This is a genomic window from Cupriavidus sp. GW821-FHT02F09 (assembly GCF_059421605.1).
Genome location: NZ_JBWKVH010000011.1, coordinates 59901 through 76085, shown reverse-complemented (window position 1 = coordinate 76085; position 16185 = coordinate 59901). Strand labels below are relative to the sequence as shown.

Sequence of the window (16185 nt, the reverse complement as noted above, 5' to 3'; positions counted from 1 at the left end):
TACCCCCCCCCCCCCCCCCCCCCCCCCCCCCCCCAAACCCCCCCCCCCCCCCCGCGTCAGCGGGCCACGCCGAACACCCGCTTCACCCTCTCCCACATCACCCCCAGCATCATCGACACCGGATTCATCTGCGTGGCCTGGCTGCGCTCGCTCTCCGACAACGACGGGTCCATCTTGCGGGCGACGTTCTTGCCGAAGTCCGCCATCATGCGCCGGACGAAATCGCGCACCAGCCCCGAGCGGGAGAACTGCGCGAGCGGGCCTTGCAGGGAGTATTGCAAGTCGATCAGCACTTCGGTCTCGCCCGCCGATATCGCCTGCAGCACATAGGTGATGTCGCCGGCGGCCTTGGAGTTGCTCAGCGAATCCTGCCCCGCGCCCTTGAGCACGCCGCGCCGGTTCGCGTCGTCGCGCTCCAGCCGCGCCGCGCCGTTGAAGCGCGCCGCCATCGGCCCGAACTTGATCGCCACATGCCCCTTTACGCGATCGCCGTCCTGCTCGGTGAGCGCCGCGCCTGGCAGGCAGCTTGCCACCGCCGGCAGGTCCGCCATGAAGCCCCACACGTCATCAGCCGGGAACGGCACCTTGAAGCTGCCGTCGATGCGCGACCAGCCCTTTTTGTCGGCGCTGCGCTCGGCTTCTTCCTTGGCGGCAGGCTCGGCTTGGGCCTGGACAGCGCTGTCGGCAGCAGGCGTGAAGCAGACGAATTCGCGCTTCACGGTCGCTGCTACGGCTTGCACCGCGTTGCCCGTTGCAGGTGGCTTGCGCTGCGCCAGCACTGAGCTGATCGCGGCCACGATCCCCATATAGCCCGTGCAGCGGCAGAGGTTGCCCGATAGCTCATGGCGGATGGTTGCCTCGTCGGCATCCGGCAGCCGCAGCACAATGTCGCGCGCGGTGGCCAGCATGCCGGGCGTGCAGTAGCCGCATTGCAGCGCGTGGTGCTGGTTGAACGCAGCGCGCAGGTCGCGCATCACGGGGTCGTCGTCATAGCCTTCGATGGTCACCACCTTGCTGCCGGCGCAGGCGCTGGCAAAGGTGATGCACGAGCGCACGGGCTTGTCGTCGACCAGCACGGTGCAGGCGCCGCAAACCCCGTGCTCGCAGCCCAGGTGGGTGCCGGTGAGGCCCTGTGCGTCGCGCAGGAAGTCGCCCAGGTGGGTGCGGTGCGCGCAGGCGCCGGCAGCGGCGCGGCCATTGATCGTCAGTGTGATGGTTTCCACTGCGGCCCTCAGTTGAAAAGTTGTTCGATGCAGCGAGTGACGGCTGCGCAGCAGAGCTTGCGGTCGATCGCATCCTTGGCCGGCGTGGCTTGCGTCACGGCGGCCAGCACGGCCTGTGGCGTGAGCGCGGCGGGGCCGTGCGCGGCCATGTCGTGGGCGAGGCCGCGCAGCAGCGCCGGCGCGCCGTCGAGCGCGCCCAGTGCGATGCGGGCGAAGCGCGTGGACGGATCGAAGTACGCGGCGCAGCTGGCCTCGGCGAACTCGCCGGTCTTGCGGCACAGCTTGTGGTAGCCCCACCGTGCTGTATCGGGCTGGCTCGGCACATGGACGGCGCTGATCAGCTCGCCTTCGGTGAGCGCCGTGGTGTACGCACCCAGCATGAACTCCGTCATGGGGACGATGCGCGTGCCGGCCTTCGATGCAAGCTCGATCTGCGCGCCAACGGCGGTCAGCACCACCACCCAGTCCGCCGCGGGATCGGCGTGCGCCAGGCTGCCGCCGATGGTGCCGCGATTGCGGATGGCGCGGTAGGCGATGCCGCGCGCCACGGATTGCAGCATGCCGCCGCGCAGTGCCGGGAATTCGCCATCCTCGATCTGCGCATGGGTGACCGCCGCGCCGATGCGCACGCGATCCTGCTGCGTGGTGACCGTGCGCAACTCGGCGAGCTTCGACAGATCGTAGATGGCATCGGGGCGCGTCAGGCGCAGGTTAAGCATCGGGCCCATGGACTGCCCGCCGCCCATGACCTTGGCGTTGTCGGTGCGGTCCGCCAGCTCGGCGCAGGTGGCGGCCAGCGTGGGGGCCGCGTGATAGGTGAATGCAGCTGCTTTCATGATGGTTCAGGCCGCCTCTCTGGTTGGCGTGGCTTGCGGCTTCCGGGCTTGCTCGGCGCGGGCCAGCGCTTCGAGCACCTTGCGCGGCGTGAGCGGCGTCTCCAGCAACTCCACGCCGAACTGCCCCAGCGCGTCGTTGACCGCGTTGAAGATGGCCGCGGGGGGCGCGATGGCGCCGCCCTCGCCCATGCCCTTGGCGCCGAATTCCGTATGCGGCGACGGCGTCTCGAAATGGTGGATGCGGATCGAGGGGATTTCGGTCGGGCCAGGCAGCATGTAGTCGGCCAGCGTGGAGGCCAGCGGCTGGCCGTTGCCGTCGTAGCGCATCTCCTCGAACATGGCCGTGCCGATGCCTTGCGCCACGCCGCCATAAGTCTGCCCTTCCACCACCATGGGGTTGACCATGGTGCCGCAGTCTTCCACGACCACGTAGTCGAGGATCTCGACGTGGCCGGAATCGGTGTCCACCTCCACCAGCGCGGCGTGGGTGGAGTACGTGAAGCTGCCGGTATCCACGTTGGGCTTGTAGCCCATGGTGGTTTCCAGCCCGGTGGGATCCACATTGGCGGGCAGCCGCTGCGGGTTGATATACCAGGCGTTGGCGATTTCGCTGATCGGCACGGCGGCGTCGCCCGCCTTGACCGAACCACCAGCCAGCGTCGCCTCGTCCTCGGGACGCTGCAGCATATGCGCGCCGATCTTCAGCAGGCGCGGCACCAGCGCCTTGCAAGCACGCGATACCGCGCCGCCCGACATCACCAGCGAGCGCGAAGCATAGGTGCCGGTGGAGAACGGCGTCACGCCGGTGTCCCCGTGCACGACCTTCACGCGCGACACATCGATGCCGAGGATCTCGTGCGCGATCTGGGCAAAGGTAGTCTCCATGCCCTGGCCATGCGAGTGCACGCCGACGCGCACTTCCAGCCCGCCATCCGGCGTGATGCGCACGGTGGCGGAATCGAAGCCGGGAATCACCGGTGTGCCCCAGGCGGCGAATACCGAGGTGCCGTGCGCCGATTGCTCGGTGTAGGTGCCAAAGCCCACGCCGAGATAGCGCGAGCCCGCCGAAGGATCGTTCAGCCTTTGACGCTGGCGCTCGCGGATGCGCGCCAGCCCGATCATCTGCGCGGCCTTGCGCACGCTGGCCGGGTAGTCACCGCCATCGAAGTGCTTGTTGGTGACGTTGACATAGGGCATGGATTCCGGCTGGACCAGGTTCTCGCAACGGATCTCCCACGGCTCGCGCTTGACCTCGCGCGCCAGCGCATCCATCAGCAGTTCCATGGCAAAGCACACGCCCGTGCGCGCCACGCCCCGGTACGGGACAAAGCCGGGCTTGTTGGTGGCCACGCATTCCGTGATGCAGCGGTAGCCGTCGAAGGCGTACGGCCCCGGCAGGTTGCCGATGGCCTGGCCGGGTTCAAGGCCGATGGTGAAGGGCCACACCGAATAGGCGCCGCCGTCGATGGCGATCCTGGCGTCCAGCGCCAGCAGGCGCCCGCGCGCGTCGGCGTAGGCCGTGACCTCGTAGTGGTGCTCGCGCGAGTTGGCGCCCGCAGTCAGGTGCTCGCGCCGGTCTTCGATAAAACGGAACGGCTTGCGGTATGTCATGGCGAGCCAGGCGATGCACAGTTCCTCTTGCTGCAGCACGCACTTGTAGCCAAAGGCGCCGCCCACGTCGGGCGAGATCACGCGGACTTTTTCCTGCTCCAGGCCCAGGCAATGGCTAAGCACCGTGCGGATCATGTGCGGCACCTGGGTGGCGCTGTAGACGATCAGCTGGTCGAACTGGTGGTCCCAGTAGGCCAGCACGGCCTTGCCTTCCATCGGCACCATGCACTGGCGCGCCAGGTCGATCTTGCGGCTGACCACCACGGAGGCCGTCTTGCTGAGCGCGTCGAAATTCTTGTCGGCGGTGAGTGTGAGGAAGTGGTTGTCCTTCCAGTGCTCGTGCACGCGCGTGGTGCCGCTGGCCTGCCGCGCACCATTGACATCGGTGAGCGCCGGCAGCTCATCGAGCTCCGCGACGATGCGCTCGGCGATGTCCTCGGCCTGCGCGCGGGTCGGCGCGAAGGCCATGGCGATGGGCTCGCCGACAAAGCGGACCTTGCCGACGGCCAGGGGCGGCTGCGCCGACTGCTGGTATGACGGGAAAGCCGAGTCGGCCACGATATCGAGCGCGCCATGCATATCGTCCCGCCCGATCACCGCATGCTCCAGCCCTTCCGGCTTGTGCAGCGCCAGCAGCCGCGCATGCGCCATGGGGCTACGCAGGAACGCAACCTCCTGCAGGCCGGGCATGGCGATGTCGGCGACGAAGCGGCCCTTGCCATGCAGGTGGCGCGCGTCCTCCTTGCGCGCCACGCGCGCGCCTACGCCCTGCCCGCCTTGCTTCTCGATGTGGTCTTTGTCCATACATTTCTCCAGCCCGGGCTTGCCGCCGTCCGTGACTGCTTTGTGGGGTTCGTGGGTAGCGGATAGCCCGGCAACCAACAAGTCGGCAAGCAATTTCCGTGCACCTGCCTGATCGCACGTCCAGCGGCACATATTCAGTGCACTGAGCTTATCGACACATTGGCGAAACGGGCCGCGCCCGTCAATTGGGGCTTCAGCCGATGCGCGTGCGTGGTGCGCATCACTGTGCGCACCGGGCACTGCTCAGAGCCGGGCCAGCGCCGCCAGCGCCTGCTCGCGCGGCATCACGGCGGCGTACTTCTGCTCCATGTCGAACAAATTGGCCGCGTGCGGCTGAAGCGCGCGGTCGCCCACGCAGTCCGACACCACCAGCGGGCGGAAACCGTGCGACATGGCATCGACCACGCTGGCGCGCACGCATCCGCTGGTGACCGCGCCGGCCACCACCAGCGTGCGCACGCCGCGCTGCGTCAGCCACGCCGCCAACGACGTGCCGAAGAAGGCGGACGGCACGGTCTTGCGCACTACCAGCTCGCCATCGCGCGGGGCCAGCTGCGCAACGATCGCGCTGGCCGGCCCATGCTCCTTCAGCGTCAGCAGGCCGGGCACCTTCAGCGTGAAGATGTTGTGGTCGCCGTCGTCGTCGGCAAACACGATGCGGCTGTGCGCCACCGCCCAGCCCTGTTCCCGCGCGCTGGCCAGCAGGGGCACCGTGTTGGCGATGGCCTCGGCGATATTGCCGCCGCCGAACATCGCCGGATCGGCGAAGCCGTTGACGAAGTCGACGATCAGCAGGCCTACGGGGCCCTGTAGCGGCAGTTGGGTGCCGAAGCCCTGGCGCTCGTAGGTGGGGAGTTCGCCATGTCTCGTCATTTGCTGTTCCATCCGTCCAGTACCTTGCCTTGCCTGACCACTGCCTCGCCGTCCAGGCTCACGGTGCAGTTGCGCAACGGGATATCGATATGGCAGGCGGTGGTGCGGCCACCGCCTGCCTCATTGTTGGGGCCGAGCGAGAACAGGAAATTGCCCTCGTAAGCCCGCGCGTCCATGCCGATCGAGGCCTCCCTGTCATACAGGCCCAGCGTGGACCACCGCGCGCGCGGTTGCAAGCCCCAGCCGATGTGCGAAATGGCGTAGGCTTGCGGATCGTTGAACGACGCCATGTAGTCGTTCAGCAGCTCGGCATCCAGGCCGCCTTCGATGCGCGTGGCAAAGCCGCCTTCCACGGTCAACTCGACCCGGTCCGCCACGTAGCCCTTCTGCGGCAGCAGGATGTCGCCGCGGTCCAGCACGATGCGCCCGCTCGCGCCGCCCTCGTTCGGCCAGGTCAGCACGAAGCCGCTGGGCCAGTGATCCCAGCGCCCCGGCTCGTCGACGAAGCCGTACTCGCTGATGGCGGGAAACTCGCCGAGCGGGCAGCGCAGGTCGGTGCCCGCGTCAGATGTCACCGTCATCTCCTTGGCCCGCGACAACCGCGCGTTGGCGGCGCTCACGCGCTCGCGGTCGGCTTCGGTGGGCACCATGCGCACCAGCACTTCGGGCGGCTCCACCGCCAGCAGGATCTTGGTGCCGGTCTTGAGGATATCGTGCTGCTCGGGCGAGAACAGCAGCGTCATCAGGTCCAGCACCAGGTCGCTCTCCTTGAGCGCGGCAATGGCCGCACGGTTGCCGGTGAGCGCCGTGGTGCCCAGGTAGGCCAGCGGGTCGCGGCTCAAGGCCTTGTCCGCGTTGACGGGCGGCAGGTCCAGGCGATTGACGATGGCGCCCATCGCCTGGGTGGCAACCAGCGCGCACGACAGCGTCTGCGGATGCGTGGCGGCGCTGGTGAGAATGGTGACGGTCTGCCCGGGCGCGAGCCGGGACAGCGTGAGGACCTGTTTCCAGGCCTGGATCAGAGCGTGGTCACTGACTGGCATGTTCTCTCCTGCTGATCGGTAGATCGGTCGATCGGTAGTTCAGGCCGCGGCCTTTTGCCGGGGGACAATTTCGGCGCCGAGGAAGTCGCCCAGCCCGTTGTAGAAGCCGCCCTCGTCGTCCCAGGGAATCATGTGGCCGGCGCCCGGTACATGGCTGACTTCAAGCTGCGGCAGCAGCCCGCGAATCTCTTCGATATCCTCGGCGCGCACCACATCGCCGCGGCCGGCCACCATCAACAAGGCAGGAATGCCAATGCCCGGCAAGTCGGCGTGCACATCGTCGGTGTGGAAGCCCTGGAAGCTGGCCAGCACGGCGCGCTCGTCGCAGGTGTGCAGCCATTCGGCGCGCAACGCCAGTTGCTCGTCGGTCCAGGTGGGACAGAAGCGCCGCATGGTCTCGATGTCCACGCCGTGGCGCGCCACCGCCATGGAGTCCACATACCAGGCGAGCTGCGCGGGATAGTCGCGCCGGCCCGGACCGGACACGGGCGGATCCACCATTACCAGCCGCGCCAGCCCGGCAGGCTGGCTGCGCGCGGCACGGATGCCGATGCGCGCGCCCATCGAATGGCCCACCACGCTGTAGCTGGGCAGGTTCATCGCCTGCGCGAACGCCAGCACGTCGGCGGCCTGGGCGTCCAGGCTGTAGTCCAGCGTGTCCGACGCGGACGACAGGCCGCGTCCGCGCACATCCAGCACATAGGTATCGAACTGCTCGCCAAGGCGCTCGCCTACGAAGCCCCAGGTGATGGCCGGGCTGGTGATGCCCGGCACCACGATCACCGGATCGCGCGTCACGCGCGCACCGCTGTGGCCGCCATAGCGGAGATAGTGCTGGCGGATGCCGTTGGCGTGGACGTTGCCGCCGCAAACAAGGGTACTCATCTTAGTAAGCGCCCGAGAGCAAAGCGCCGGCGCCTGGCACCACGGGCTCCAGGTCGAGTTGCTTGAGGATGGCGTAGGTGGTGGCGATGGCGGCGGTGATGACCGGCTTGCCGGTCATGGCTTCGACCTTGGCCACTGCCGGCAGGGACGGCATCTGCACACAGGCGGACAGCACGATGGCGTCCACATCCTTGGTGTTCATCTGCGCGACGATGCCGGGCAGCCTGGCAGGATCATGGCGGCCGACTTCAAGGTTGTCGGGGATTTCCAGCGCGCGCCAGTCCACCACTTCGTAGCCTTCGTTGCGGATGTAGTCCACCACCAGCTCGGTCAGCGGCTTCATGTACGGCGCAACCACGGCGATACGCTTGGCGCCGATCACCTTGAGCGCATCGATCAGCGCACCGGCGCTGGTGACCACCGGCGCATCGGCGCCGTTAGCCGCGGTATGAGCCTGCAGGCGCTTCTCCGAGACGCGGTGATAGCCGTGGCCCATCGCCATGATGGCCACCAGGCAGGCATAGCCCAGTACGTCGACGCGGGCGTCGCTCAGCTCCAGCGCGCAGCGGTCGGATTCGCCGTCCATCGCGGCAAGTTCTTCCTTGACCACCTTTTTCATGCGCATGCGGCTGGAGTGGAAGGTGAACCGCTCAGGCCGCACCTGCTGGCGCGCGAGCAGCATCGCGGGGATTTCGGTTTCCATCGTGGTGTTGGAACTCGGCACGATCTGGCCGATCCGGAAAGTCTTTTGCACGGGGTGCTCCGTTGTTTCGGGGTTCAAAGCTTGAGAATGCGTTCGGCATTGCCATGGCAGACAAGGCGGCGGGTGGCCTCGTCCATCGGTGCCTGCTCGATAAAGTCCGCCGCAATCGCCGTGGATTCGTAGGGATAGTCGACCGAGAACAGCACGGCCTCGGCGCCCATCTCGGCAATCGCGCCGTTCAGCGCAGCCGGCGAGCACACGCCCGACGTGGTGATCACGATATTGCTGCCGATGTATTCCGACGGCTTCTTCGCCAGCTTGATGCCATGCGAGTACACCGCAAAGCGACTATCGAAGCGCCAGCGCTGGAACGGCAGCCCCTCGCCCATATGGCCAAGGATGAGCTTGAGCCGGGGGAAGCGGTCGAACACGCCGCCGAACACCAGGCGCAGCGCGTGGCTGGCCGTCTCCACGCCCCAGCCCCAGGCCGCGCCGCTGATTTCGGGATGGCCCGAATACACATGCGGCGCGACAAACGCATCGGTCGGATGCAAGTACATGGGCACGTCCAGCGCTTGCATGCGCTCCCAGAACGCGTCATAGGATGGATCGTCGTAATACACGCCCTGCGTGTGGCCGTTGACCAGCGAGCCCTTGAAGCCAAGCTGCTTCACGGCGCGCTCCAGCTCGTCCGCGGCCGTGACGGGGTCATGCATCGGCAGCGCGGCAAAGCCAGCGAAGCGCGTGGGGTGCCGCGCCACCTGTGCCGCCAGGAAGTCGTTGTTCTCACGGGCACGGCCAATGGCGGCGACGCGATCCGTCTCGCCCTGCACGCCCGGGCCGGTCTGCGACAGGATGGTGAAATCGATGCCGGCGCGGTCCATCTCGCCGATGCGTATGTCGTCGAAATCCGCCAGGCGCCTGGCGAGATCGGCCATGACCGCTGCGTCGATGTGCTGGAGGTATCCCTTCGAATAGGCCTGGAAACCGGGGGCCATGAAGTGCTCTTCCAGGGCAATCTTCCGAATTCTCGTCATGCTGTGGCGACTCCTGTTTGGGTGGGGGCTTGCTAATTGATCAGTATGCTGAGCATTTTTAATATAGCAACGAGGTTGGGGAATGTCTAGCCGGAGCCAAAAGGGTTAACCCCCATAACACTGACAAATTCTGCTCAGTACACTGATTGAAATTACTCAGCATGCTGACAGTGTGGGATACACACACGGGCAGGCTGACCTGCCCCCGGAGAGAAACGACCATGACGATCAGCCTGGCCAATGACGGTGCCGCCGTGCGCAAGCAGGGCATGACAAGGGAAGAACGCAAGGTGATCCTCGCGTCGTCCTTCGGGGCGCTGATGGAGTGGTACGACTTTTATATCTACGCGGCGCTGGCGGTCTACTTTGGTGCATTGTTCTTCCCGCCCGGTAACGAGACCACGGCCTTCCTCGCCAGCCTTGCCACCTTCGGCGCGGGCTTCCTGGTGCGCCCGGTCGGGGCGTTGCTGTTCGGCCGGCTGGGCGACAAGATCGGCCGGAAGCACACCTTCCTGGTGACGATCCTGCTCATGGGGATCGCCACGGTGGGTGTCGGATTGTTACCCACCTATGGCCAGATCGGCATCACCGCCACCATCCTGCTGGTGGTGCTGCGCCTGCTGCAGGGGCTGGCGCTGGGCGGCGAAGTGGGTGGCGCGGTGACCTACGTCGCCGAGCATTCTCCGGTGGAAAAACGCGGGCTCTACACCAGTTCCCTGCAGACCACGGCCACACTCGGCCTGCTCTCGTCGCTGCTGGTCGTGTACCTGCTCAAGACACTCCTCACCGAGGCGCAGTTCCGCGAATGGGGCTGGCGCTTGCCGTTCCTGGTCTCGTTCCTGATGCTGGTGGTGTCGGTCTACATCCGCGGCAAGCTGCATGAGTCGCCGATCTTCGCGCGCATGAAAGCCGGGAATGCCACGTCGAAATCCCCCATCCTGGACAGCTTCACGAACTGGGCCAACCTGAAGTACGTGCTGCTGCTGTTCGTGGTGGCATCCGGGCTCGGCGCCATCTTTGGCACCGGTCATTTCTACACGATGTTCTTCGTCAACAAGACGCTGCACGTGCCGCTGGAACTGGTTCACCTGCTGATCGGCATCGCGCTGGTGATCGCCACGCCCTGCTACCTGTTCTTCGGCTGGCTGTCGGACCGGATCGGCCGCAAGCACATCATGATGGCCGCCTGCCTGCTGGCGGCGCTGGCCACCCAGCCCATCTTCAGGGCGCTGACGCACTACGCCAACCCGGCGTTGGAGCAGTTCCAGCAGCGCAACACGGTGCAGCTACGCGCCGGCGACTGCCACTTCCGCCTGTTTGCCGAGCCGGTGTCGGCGTGCGACAAGGTCAAGGGCTACCTGACGGATCTTGGCGTCGGCTACGAATTCACGCAGATTGATGCCCGCGCGCAGCCCGCTTTGCGCATCGGCGACACCACGCTGCAGGGCTTTGACAAAGCGGCGATCAAGCAGGCGCTGGTGGCCGCCGGCTGGCCGGAGCACGCAGACCCGGCCGCCATCAACCGCCCGATGCTGTTCCTGATGCTGCTGATCCCCATCCTCTTGCTCGCCATGGTGTACGGCCCGCTGGCGGCGTTCATGGTCGAGCTGTTCCCGGCGCGCATCCGCTACACGTCGCTGTCCCTGCCCTTCCACCTGGGTGCGGGCTGGGTCGGCGGCATGCTGTCGTTCGTCGTGACGGCGATGAACGTGTCCAGCGGCAATGTGTACTTCGGCCTCTGGTATCCGGTCTCGATCGCCGCCATCGCCTTTGTCGTCGGCATGGTGTTCGTGCCCGAGACCCGTGGCCGCAACCTGGATACCTGATCCCACTGTGCCCCCTGTAGCCCTGTAGCCCGGCTTCGTCCTCTGGCGCGAAATTTGCTCAGTACACTGCAGTTAATGATCAGCATACTGATCGCTGCACCAAGACGAAGCCATCTGGTTTTCTATCCCGGTTCCCGAACCCCACTCACCCTGTCTGGAGCGCCCCCATGAAGTCTCTGCACAACGCACGCCGCACCCCGATTCCTGCCTTGATCCCCGCCCTGATCGCCCTGCTTTGCAGCACCGCCGCGCTGGCGGATGCCAACGGCGTCAAGGTTGGCGTGATTACCGATATGTCCGGCTCCTACGCCGATCTCTCGGGCCGCGGCTCGGTGCTCGCGGCGCAGATGGCCGTGGAAGAGTTCGGCGGCAAGGCGCTCGGCAAGCCGGTCACGGTGCTCTCTGGCGACCACCAGAACAAGGCGGACATCGCCTCGTCGCTGGCGCGCCGCTGGTTCGACACCGATGGCGTGGACATGGTGATCGATTTCCCCAACTCCTCCACCGCGCTGGCGGTGCAGGAAATCGCCAGGCAAAAACAGAAGATCAATATCGTCTCCACCGGCGGCGCCATGGCGCTGACCAACCAGAACTGCTCGCCCACCGGCTTTCACTGGGGCTGGGATACGTATTCGGTGTCGGCGCCGCTGGTCAAGCGGCTGATCGCCGACGGCAAGAACAGCTGGTACTACATCACCGTGGACTACGCGCTGGGCCAGTCACTGGAATCGGATTTCCGCAAGGAGGTGGAGGCCAGCGGCGGCAAGAACGTGGGCAGCACCAAGCATCCGCTTAACGCCAGCGATTTCAGCAGCCCCATCGTGGCCGCCTCTGCGTCCAAGGCCAAGGTGGTGGTGCTGGCCAACGCCGGCAACGACATGATCAACGGCGTCAAGGCCGCGGGCGAGTTCGGCCTGATCAAGGGCGGACAGACCGTGATCACGCCGTCGACCTTCATCACCGACCTGAAGAGCCTGGGCCCGAGCGTGGCGCAGGGCCTGACCTATGTGGACCCATTCAAGCTCGACCTCGACGCCAGGTCAAAGGCCTTCGTGGAGCGCTTCTACGCCAAGCACAAGGCTTACCCGACGCACGGGCAGATCGGCGTGTATTCCGGTGTGCTGCACTACCTGAAGGCGGTTGAGGCGGCCAGGACGGTGGATGGCCCGGCGGTAGCGGAAAAGATGCGCGCCCTGGCGGTCAACGACGACTTCGTGCATGCCGGCAAGGTGCGCGTGGATGGCCGCATGGTGCATGACATGTACCTGGCGCAGGCCAAGACGCCGGCGGAGTCCAAGGGCCCGTGGGACCTGGTCAAGTACATCAGCACCATCCCCGGCGACTCGGCATTCCGCCCGCTGTCCGCCAGCGAATGCGCACTGGTGAAGAAGTGAGCCGCGATGCAGAACCAACCTGCCAAGACCCAACCTGCCAAGACCCAAAAGCGGAGCACGCATGAGCCAGGCTGACGTCATCCTTGAAACCCGGGGGCTCACCAAGGAGTTCAAGGGCTTCACCGCCGTCAGCCAGGTCGACCTGCGCGTTCGGCGTGGCGCCATCCACGCCCTGATCGGGCCCAATGGCGCCGGCAAGACCACGTGCTTCAACCTGCTGACGAAGTTCCACTCGCCCTCCGCCGGGACCATCCTGTTCAACGGCGAGGACATCACGCGGGCGCGCCCCGCCCAGATCGCCCGCAAGGGCGTGATCCGGTCCTTCCAGATCTCGGCGGTGTTCCCCCAGCTCACCGTGATGGAAAACGTGCGGGTGGCGCTGCAGCGCAAGCTCGGCACCGCCTATCACTTCTGGAAGAGCAAGCGCTCGCTGGACGAGCTCAACGACCGCGCGGTCGCGCTGCTCAAGGCCGTCGGCCTGGAGGGCTTTGCCGACCTGCCGACCGCCGAGCTGGCCTATGGCCGCAAGCGTGCGCTGGAGATCGCCACCACGCTGGCAATGGACCCCGAGCTGATGCTGCTCGACGAGCCCACGCAAGGCATGGGGCACGAGGATGTGGAGGTAGTGACCGCCTTGATCAAGCAGGTTTCCGCCGGACGCACCGTACTGATGGTGGAACACAATATGAGCGTGGTGTCGTCCATCGCCGAGCGCATCACCGTGCTCCAGCGCGGCGCCATCCTGGCGGAAGGGCCATACGAGGAAATGACGCGCAACCCGCAAGTGATGGAAGCGTACATGGGCACGGCCGATGCCGAACCGGCGGAGGCCGCATGATGAGCCAACCCACGAGCCAATCCACCCCCGCCCTGCAGATCCAGGACCTGCACGCCTGGTACGGCGAATCCCACATCCTTCATGGCGTGGACCTGACCGTCAACCCGGGCGAAGTCGTCACCGTGCTGGGCCGCAACGGCGCGGGCCGCACCACCACCATGCGCGCCATCATGGGGCTGGTCGGCGCCCGCAAGGGCTCGATCCGCGTCAACGGCACCGAGACCATCGGCATGAAGACGCACCGCATCGCGCCGCTGGGCCTGGGCTATTGCCCGGAAGAACGCGCGATCTTCTCCAGCCTGTCGTGCGAGGAAAACCTGATGCTGCCGCCGGTGTTCAAGCCTGACGTTGCAACATCAGGCCGCGAGCCGATGCCGCTGGACGAGATCTACGCGATGTTCCCCAACCTGTGGGAACGCCGCAAGAGCCAGGGCACGCGCATGTCGGGCGGCGAGCAGCAGATGCTGGCCGTCGCCCGCATCCTGCGCACCCGCGCGAGCGTGCTGCTGCTCGATGAAATCTCCGAAGGCCTGGCCCCCGTCATCGTCCAGACCCTCGCCAGAATGATCACCACGCTCAAGAAACGCGGCTACACCATCGTCATGGTGGAGCAGAACTTCCGCTTCGCCGCGCCACTCGCCGAGCGCTTCTACGTGATGGAGCACGGCCGCATGGTGGAGTGCTTCGACGCCAGCGCGCTCGCGCGCAAGATGCCCAAGCTGAACGCCCTGCTTGGCGTGTAAGGAACCCTCGTCATGGAATTTTTTGGCATACCCATGCCCGCACTGCTGAGCCAGTTGCTGCTCGGACTCGTCAACGGCTCGTTCTACGCCATCCTGAGCCTTGGGCTGGCAGTCATCTTTGGCCTGCTCAATGTCATCAACTTTGCCCATGGCGCCCTGTTCATGCTGGGCGCCGTGCTGGCCTGGATGGGGCTGGCCTACCTGGGGCTGGGCTACTGGCTGATGCTGCTCCTCGCCCCGCTCGTCACCGGCGTGCTGGGCGTGGTGCTGGAGCGCACCATGCTGCGCCGGCTCTATCGCTTCGATCACCTCTATGGCCTGCTGCTGACGCTAGGCATCTGCCTGCTGATCGAAGGGCTGCTGCGCTCGGCGTATGGCGTCTCCGGCCTGTCCTACGCCACGCCCGAGGCGCTGACGGGCGCCACCAGCGTGGGCTTCATGGTGCTGCCCAACTACCGCGCCTGGGTGGTGGCGGCCTCGCTGGTGGTGTGCTTCGCCACCTGGTACGTGATCGAGAAGACGCGGCTTGGCGCCTACCTGCGCGCCGGCACGGAGAACCCGCGCATGGTGGAAGCATTCGGCATCAACGTGCCGTTGCTGGTGACGCTGACCTACGCCTTCGGCGTGGGGCTGGCCGCCTTTGCCGGCGTGCTGGCCGCGCCCGTGATGCAGATCTCGCCCCTGATGGGCCAGAACCTGATCATCACCGTGTTCGCCGTGGTGGTGATCGGCGGCATGGGCTCGATCCTCGGTTCCATTTTTACAGGGCTGGGCCTGGGCGTGTTCGAAGGCATGACCAAGGTGTTCTACCCGGAAGCCTCGGCAACCGTCGTCTTCGTGGCCATGGTGTGCGTGCTGATGGTGCGCCCCGCCGGCCTGTTCGGAAAGGAAAAATAATGACCGTTGACTCTCGCGCAAGACTGACCGGCGCCTTGCTGATGGCGGCCGTCGCGCTTGCCCCCTTTCTCGGCGCCTACCCGGTGCTGGCGATGAAGCTGATGTGCTTCGCCTTGTTTGCCTGCGCCTTCAACCTGCTGCTGGGCTTTACCGGGCTGCTGTCCTTCGGCCATGCCGCGTTCTTTGGCGGCGCGGCCTATGCCTGCGGCTACGTGATGAAATCCCTGCACGCCACGCCGGAGCTCGGGCTGCTGGCCGGCACGGCGTTCGGCGCGCTGCTCGGCCTGGCCTTTGGCGCGCTGGCGATCCGGCGTCAGGGCATCTACTTTGCGATGGTGACGCTGGCGCTGGCGCAGATGTTCTACTTCTTCTGCCTGCAGGCTCCGGTGACGGGCGGCGAGGACGGCTTGCAGGCGGTGCCGCGCGGCAGCCTGTTCGGGCTGTTCTCGCTGGAGGGCGACCTGACGATGTACTACGTGGCGTCCATCGTGGTCGGCGCCGCACTGCTGCTGATCGCGCGGGTGGTGAACTCGCCTTTCGGTCAGGTGCTGCGGGCCATCAAGGAAAACGAGCCGCGCGCCATCTCGCTGGGCTACGACACGGACAGGTTCAAGCTGCTGGCCTTTGTGCTGTCGTCCGCGCTGGCGGGACTGGCAGGCGCATTGAAGACGCTGGTGCTCGGCTTTGCCACGCTGACCGACGTGCACTGGGCCATGTCCGGATCCGTCATCCTGATGACGCTGGTGGGTGGCATGGGCACCTTGTCCGGGCCAATCCTGGGCGCGCTGGTGATTGTCGCGGTCGAAAACAAACTCGGCGATGCCGGCAGCAGCCTGGCCGCGATGACGGGCGTGGACTGGTTCAATACGCTGGGAGAGTCGGTCAGCATGGTCACAGGCCTGATTTTCGTGGTCTGCGTGCTCACCTTTCGCCGCGGCATCATGGGCGAGGTGCAAGCCCTGCTGGAGCGCCGGGCCGCGCAGGCGCGCCCTGCCCCGGCCAGCGCCGCCACGCCCTTGCACGGCCATTCCGCCACCTCGGCCACCTCGGCCGCCTCGGCGACGCTCAAGGGTTAACGCTGATTCAGTCGGCAATTTAAATCAGTACACTGAGCATTAATACTCAGCATACTGATCAAAGGAGATGCATCATGCCTTGGACCAAGATCGCCACTACCGGCCAGCTTCAGGACGATGAAGTGATGCCGCTCACGCTAGGCGACGCGCAGCTGGCCCTGTACCGCAGCGAAGGGGAGTACTTCGTCACCGACAACGTCTGCACGCACCAGTACGCGCTGCTGTCCGACGGCTATCTGGAGGATGGCTGCATCGAATGCCCGCTGCATCAGGCGCGCTTCGATATCCGCACCGGCCAGGCCATGTGCGCGCCCGCCACCCAGGGCATCAAGGTCTACCCGGTCAAGATCGTGGACAGCGATGTCCTGGTCGATGTCATGGTCACCGCCTGAGCGC

15 protein-coding genes are annotated in these 16185 nt (G+C 66.1%); 7 read left to right on the top strand and 8 right to left on the bottom strand.

The window, feature by feature from the left end:
- Positions 1-56 precede the first annotated feature (56 nt).
- The 8 genes from AC07XB_RS15020 to AC07XB_RS14985 all read right to left on the bottom strand — a co-directional run bounded on the left by AC07XB_RS15020 (position 57) and on the right by AC07XB_RS14985 (position 9015).
- A complete protein-coding gene (locus tag AC07XB_RS15020) occupies positions 57-1223 on the bottom strand; it encodes a xanthine dehydrogenase family Fe-S subunit (protein WP_492826907.1) in 1167 nt (388 codons plus the stop codon).
- Positions 1224-1231: 8 nt separating this feature from the next.
- Entirely contained in the window at positions 1232-2059 is an 828-nt protein-coding gene (locus AC07XB_RS15015; RefSeq protein ID WP_492826905.1) for an FAD binding domain-containing protein, read from the bottom strand.
- A gap of 6 nt (positions 2060-2065) precedes the next feature.
- The gene (locus AC07XB_RS15010; RefSeq protein ID WP_492826903.1) at positions 2066-4474 is read right to left on the bottom strand and encodes a xanthine dehydrogenase family protein molybdopterin-binding subunit; all 2409 of its coding nucleotides are present in this window, start codon (positions 4472-4474) and stop codon (positions 2066-2068) included.
- 243 nt (positions 4475-4717) lie between these two features.
- Positions 4718-5347: an N-carbamoylsarcosine amidohydrolase gene (locus AC07XB_RS15005; protein ID WP_492372214.1), complete on the bottom strand. Its 630-nt coding sequence runs from the start codon at positions 5345-5347 to the stop codon at positions 4718-4720.
- Positions 5344-6390, bottom strand: coding sequence for a 2,5-dihydroxypyridine 5,6-dioxygenase NicX family protein (locus AC07XB_RS15000; RefSeq protein ID WP_492826901.1), 1047 nt, complete (start codon positions 6388-6390; stop codon positions 5344-5346). The genes AC07XB_RS15005 and AC07XB_RS15000 overlap by 4 nt, the downstream gene beginning before the upstream one ends.
- Before the next feature lie 39 nt (positions 6391-6429).
- Positions 6430-7275: an alpha/beta fold hydrolase gene (locus tag AC07XB_RS14995; protein ID WP_492826899.1), complete on the bottom strand. Its 846-nt coding sequence runs from the start codon at positions 7273-7275 to the stop codon at positions 6430-6432.
- 1 nt (position 7276) lies between these two features.
- Positions 7277-8029, bottom strand: coding sequence for a maleate cis-trans isomerase family protein (locus tag AC07XB_RS14990; protein ID WP_463322599.1), 753 nt, complete (start codon positions 8027-8029; stop codon positions 7277-7279).
- 23 nt (positions 8030-8052) lie between these two features.
- A complete protein-coding gene (locus AC07XB_RS14985) occupies positions 8053-9015 on the bottom strand; it encodes an amidohydrolase family protein (RefSeq protein ID WP_309406136.1) in 963 nt (320 codons plus the stop codon).
- A 221-nt stretch (positions 9016-9236) separates the two neighbouring features.
- Here AC07XB_RS14985 and AC07XB_RS14980 point away from each other — a divergent pair, with 221 nt between their 5' ends.
- The 7 genes from AC07XB_RS14980 (at position 9237) to AC07XB_RS14950 (ending at position 16181) form a co-directional block, all read left to right on the top strand.
- Positions 9237-10841 (top strand): MFS transporter, encoded by a 1605-nt coding sequence (locus AC07XB_RS14980; protein WP_492372218.1) that lies wholly within the window; start codon positions 9237-9239, stop codon positions 10839-10841.
- A 167-nt stretch (positions 10842-11008) separates the two neighbouring features.
- The gene (locus tag AC07XB_RS14975) at positions 11009-12235 is read left to right on the top strand and encodes an ABC transporter substrate-binding protein (protein ID WP_492372219.1); all 1227 of its coding nucleotides are present in this window, start codon (positions 11009-11011) and stop codon (positions 12233-12235) included.
- A gap of 61 nt (positions 12236-12296) precedes the next feature.
- A complete protein-coding gene (locus AC07XB_RS14970) occupies positions 12297-13073 on the top strand; it encodes an ABC transporter ATP-binding protein (protein ID WP_492826896.1) in 777 nt (258 codons plus the stop codon).
- Positions 13070-13816, top strand: coding sequence for an ABC transporter ATP-binding protein (locus AC07XB_RS14965; protein ID WP_492826894.1), 747 nt, complete (start codon positions 13070-13072; stop codon positions 13814-13816). The genes AC07XB_RS14970 and AC07XB_RS14965 overlap by 4 nt, the downstream gene beginning before the upstream one ends.
- A 12-nt stretch (positions 13817-13828) precedes the next feature.
- A complete protein-coding gene (locus AC07XB_RS14960) occupies positions 13829-14713 on the top strand; it encodes a branched-chain amino acid ABC transporter permease (RefSeq protein ID WP_492826892.1) in 885 nt (294 codons plus the stop codon).
- Positions 14713-15789, top strand: coding sequence for a branched-chain amino acid ABC transporter permease (locus AC07XB_RS14955; RefSeq protein WP_492826890.1), 1077 nt, complete (start codon positions 14713-14715; stop codon positions 15787-15789). The genes AC07XB_RS14960 and AC07XB_RS14955 overlap by 1 nt, the downstream gene beginning before the upstream one ends.
- Positions 15790-15863: 74 nt before the next feature.
- Complete coding sequence (locus AC07XB_RS14950) at positions 15864-16181, top strand: non-heme iron oxygenase ferredoxin subunit (RefSeq protein WP_492826888.1); 318 nt, start codon at positions 15864-15866, stop codon at positions 16179-16181.
- The last annotated feature ends 4 nt before the right edge of the window (positions 16182-16185 follow it).

Bases quoted from the DNA above. Each gene is read 5' to 3' on its own strand.
- AC07XB_RS15015 (WP_492826905.1), bottom strand. From the start codon at position 2,059: ATGAAAGCAGCTGCATTCACCTATCACGCGGCCCCCACGCTGGCCGCC.
- AC07XB_RS15010 (WP_492826903.1), bottom strand. From the start codon at position 4,474: ATGGACAAAGACCACATCGAGAAGCAAGGCGGGCAGGGCGTAGGCGCG.
- AC07XB_RS15005 (WP_492372214.1), bottom strand. From the start codon at position 5,347: ATGACGAGACATGGCGAACTCCCCACCTACGAGCGCCAGGGCTTCGGC.
- AC07XB_RS15000 (WP_492826901.1), bottom strand. From the start codon at position 6,390: ATGCCAGTCAGTGACCACGCTCTGATCCAGGCCTGGAAACAGGTCCTC.
- AC07XB_RS14995 (WP_492826899.1), bottom strand. From the start codon at position 7,275: ATGAGTACCCTTGTTTGCGGCGGCAACGTCCACGCCAACGGCATCCGC.
- AC07XB_RS14985 (WP_309406136.1), bottom strand. From the start codon at position 9,015: ATGACGAGAATTCGGAAGATTGCCCTGGAAGAGCACTTCATGGCCCCC.
- AC07XB_RS14980 (WP_492372218.1), top strand. From the start codon at position 9,237: ATGACGATCAGCCTGGCCAATGACGGTGCCGCCGTGCGCAAGCAGGGC.
- AC07XB_RS14975 (WP_492372219.1), top strand. From the start codon at position 11,009: ATGAAGTCTCTGCACAACGCACGCCGCACCCCGATTCCTGCCTTGATC.
- AC07XB_RS14970 (WP_492826896.1), top strand. From the start codon at position 12,297: ATGAGCCAGGCTGACGTCATCCTTGAAACCCGGGGGCTCACCAAGGAG.
- AC07XB_RS14965 (WP_492826894.1), top strand. From the start codon at position 13,070: ATGATGAGCCAACCCACGAGCCAATCCACCCCCGCCCTGCAGATCCAG.
- AC07XB_RS14960 (WP_492826892.1), top strand. From the start codon at position 13,829: ATGGAATTTTTTGGCATACCCATGCCCGCACTGCTGAGCCAGTTGCTG.
- AC07XB_RS14955 (WP_492826890.1), top strand. From the start codon at position 14,713: ATGACCGTTGACTCTCGCGCAAGACTGACCGGCGCCTTGCTGATGGCG.
- AC07XB_RS14950 (WP_492826888.1), top strand. From the start codon at position 15,864: ATGCCTTGGACCAAGATCGCCACTACCGGCCAGCTTCAGGACGATGAA.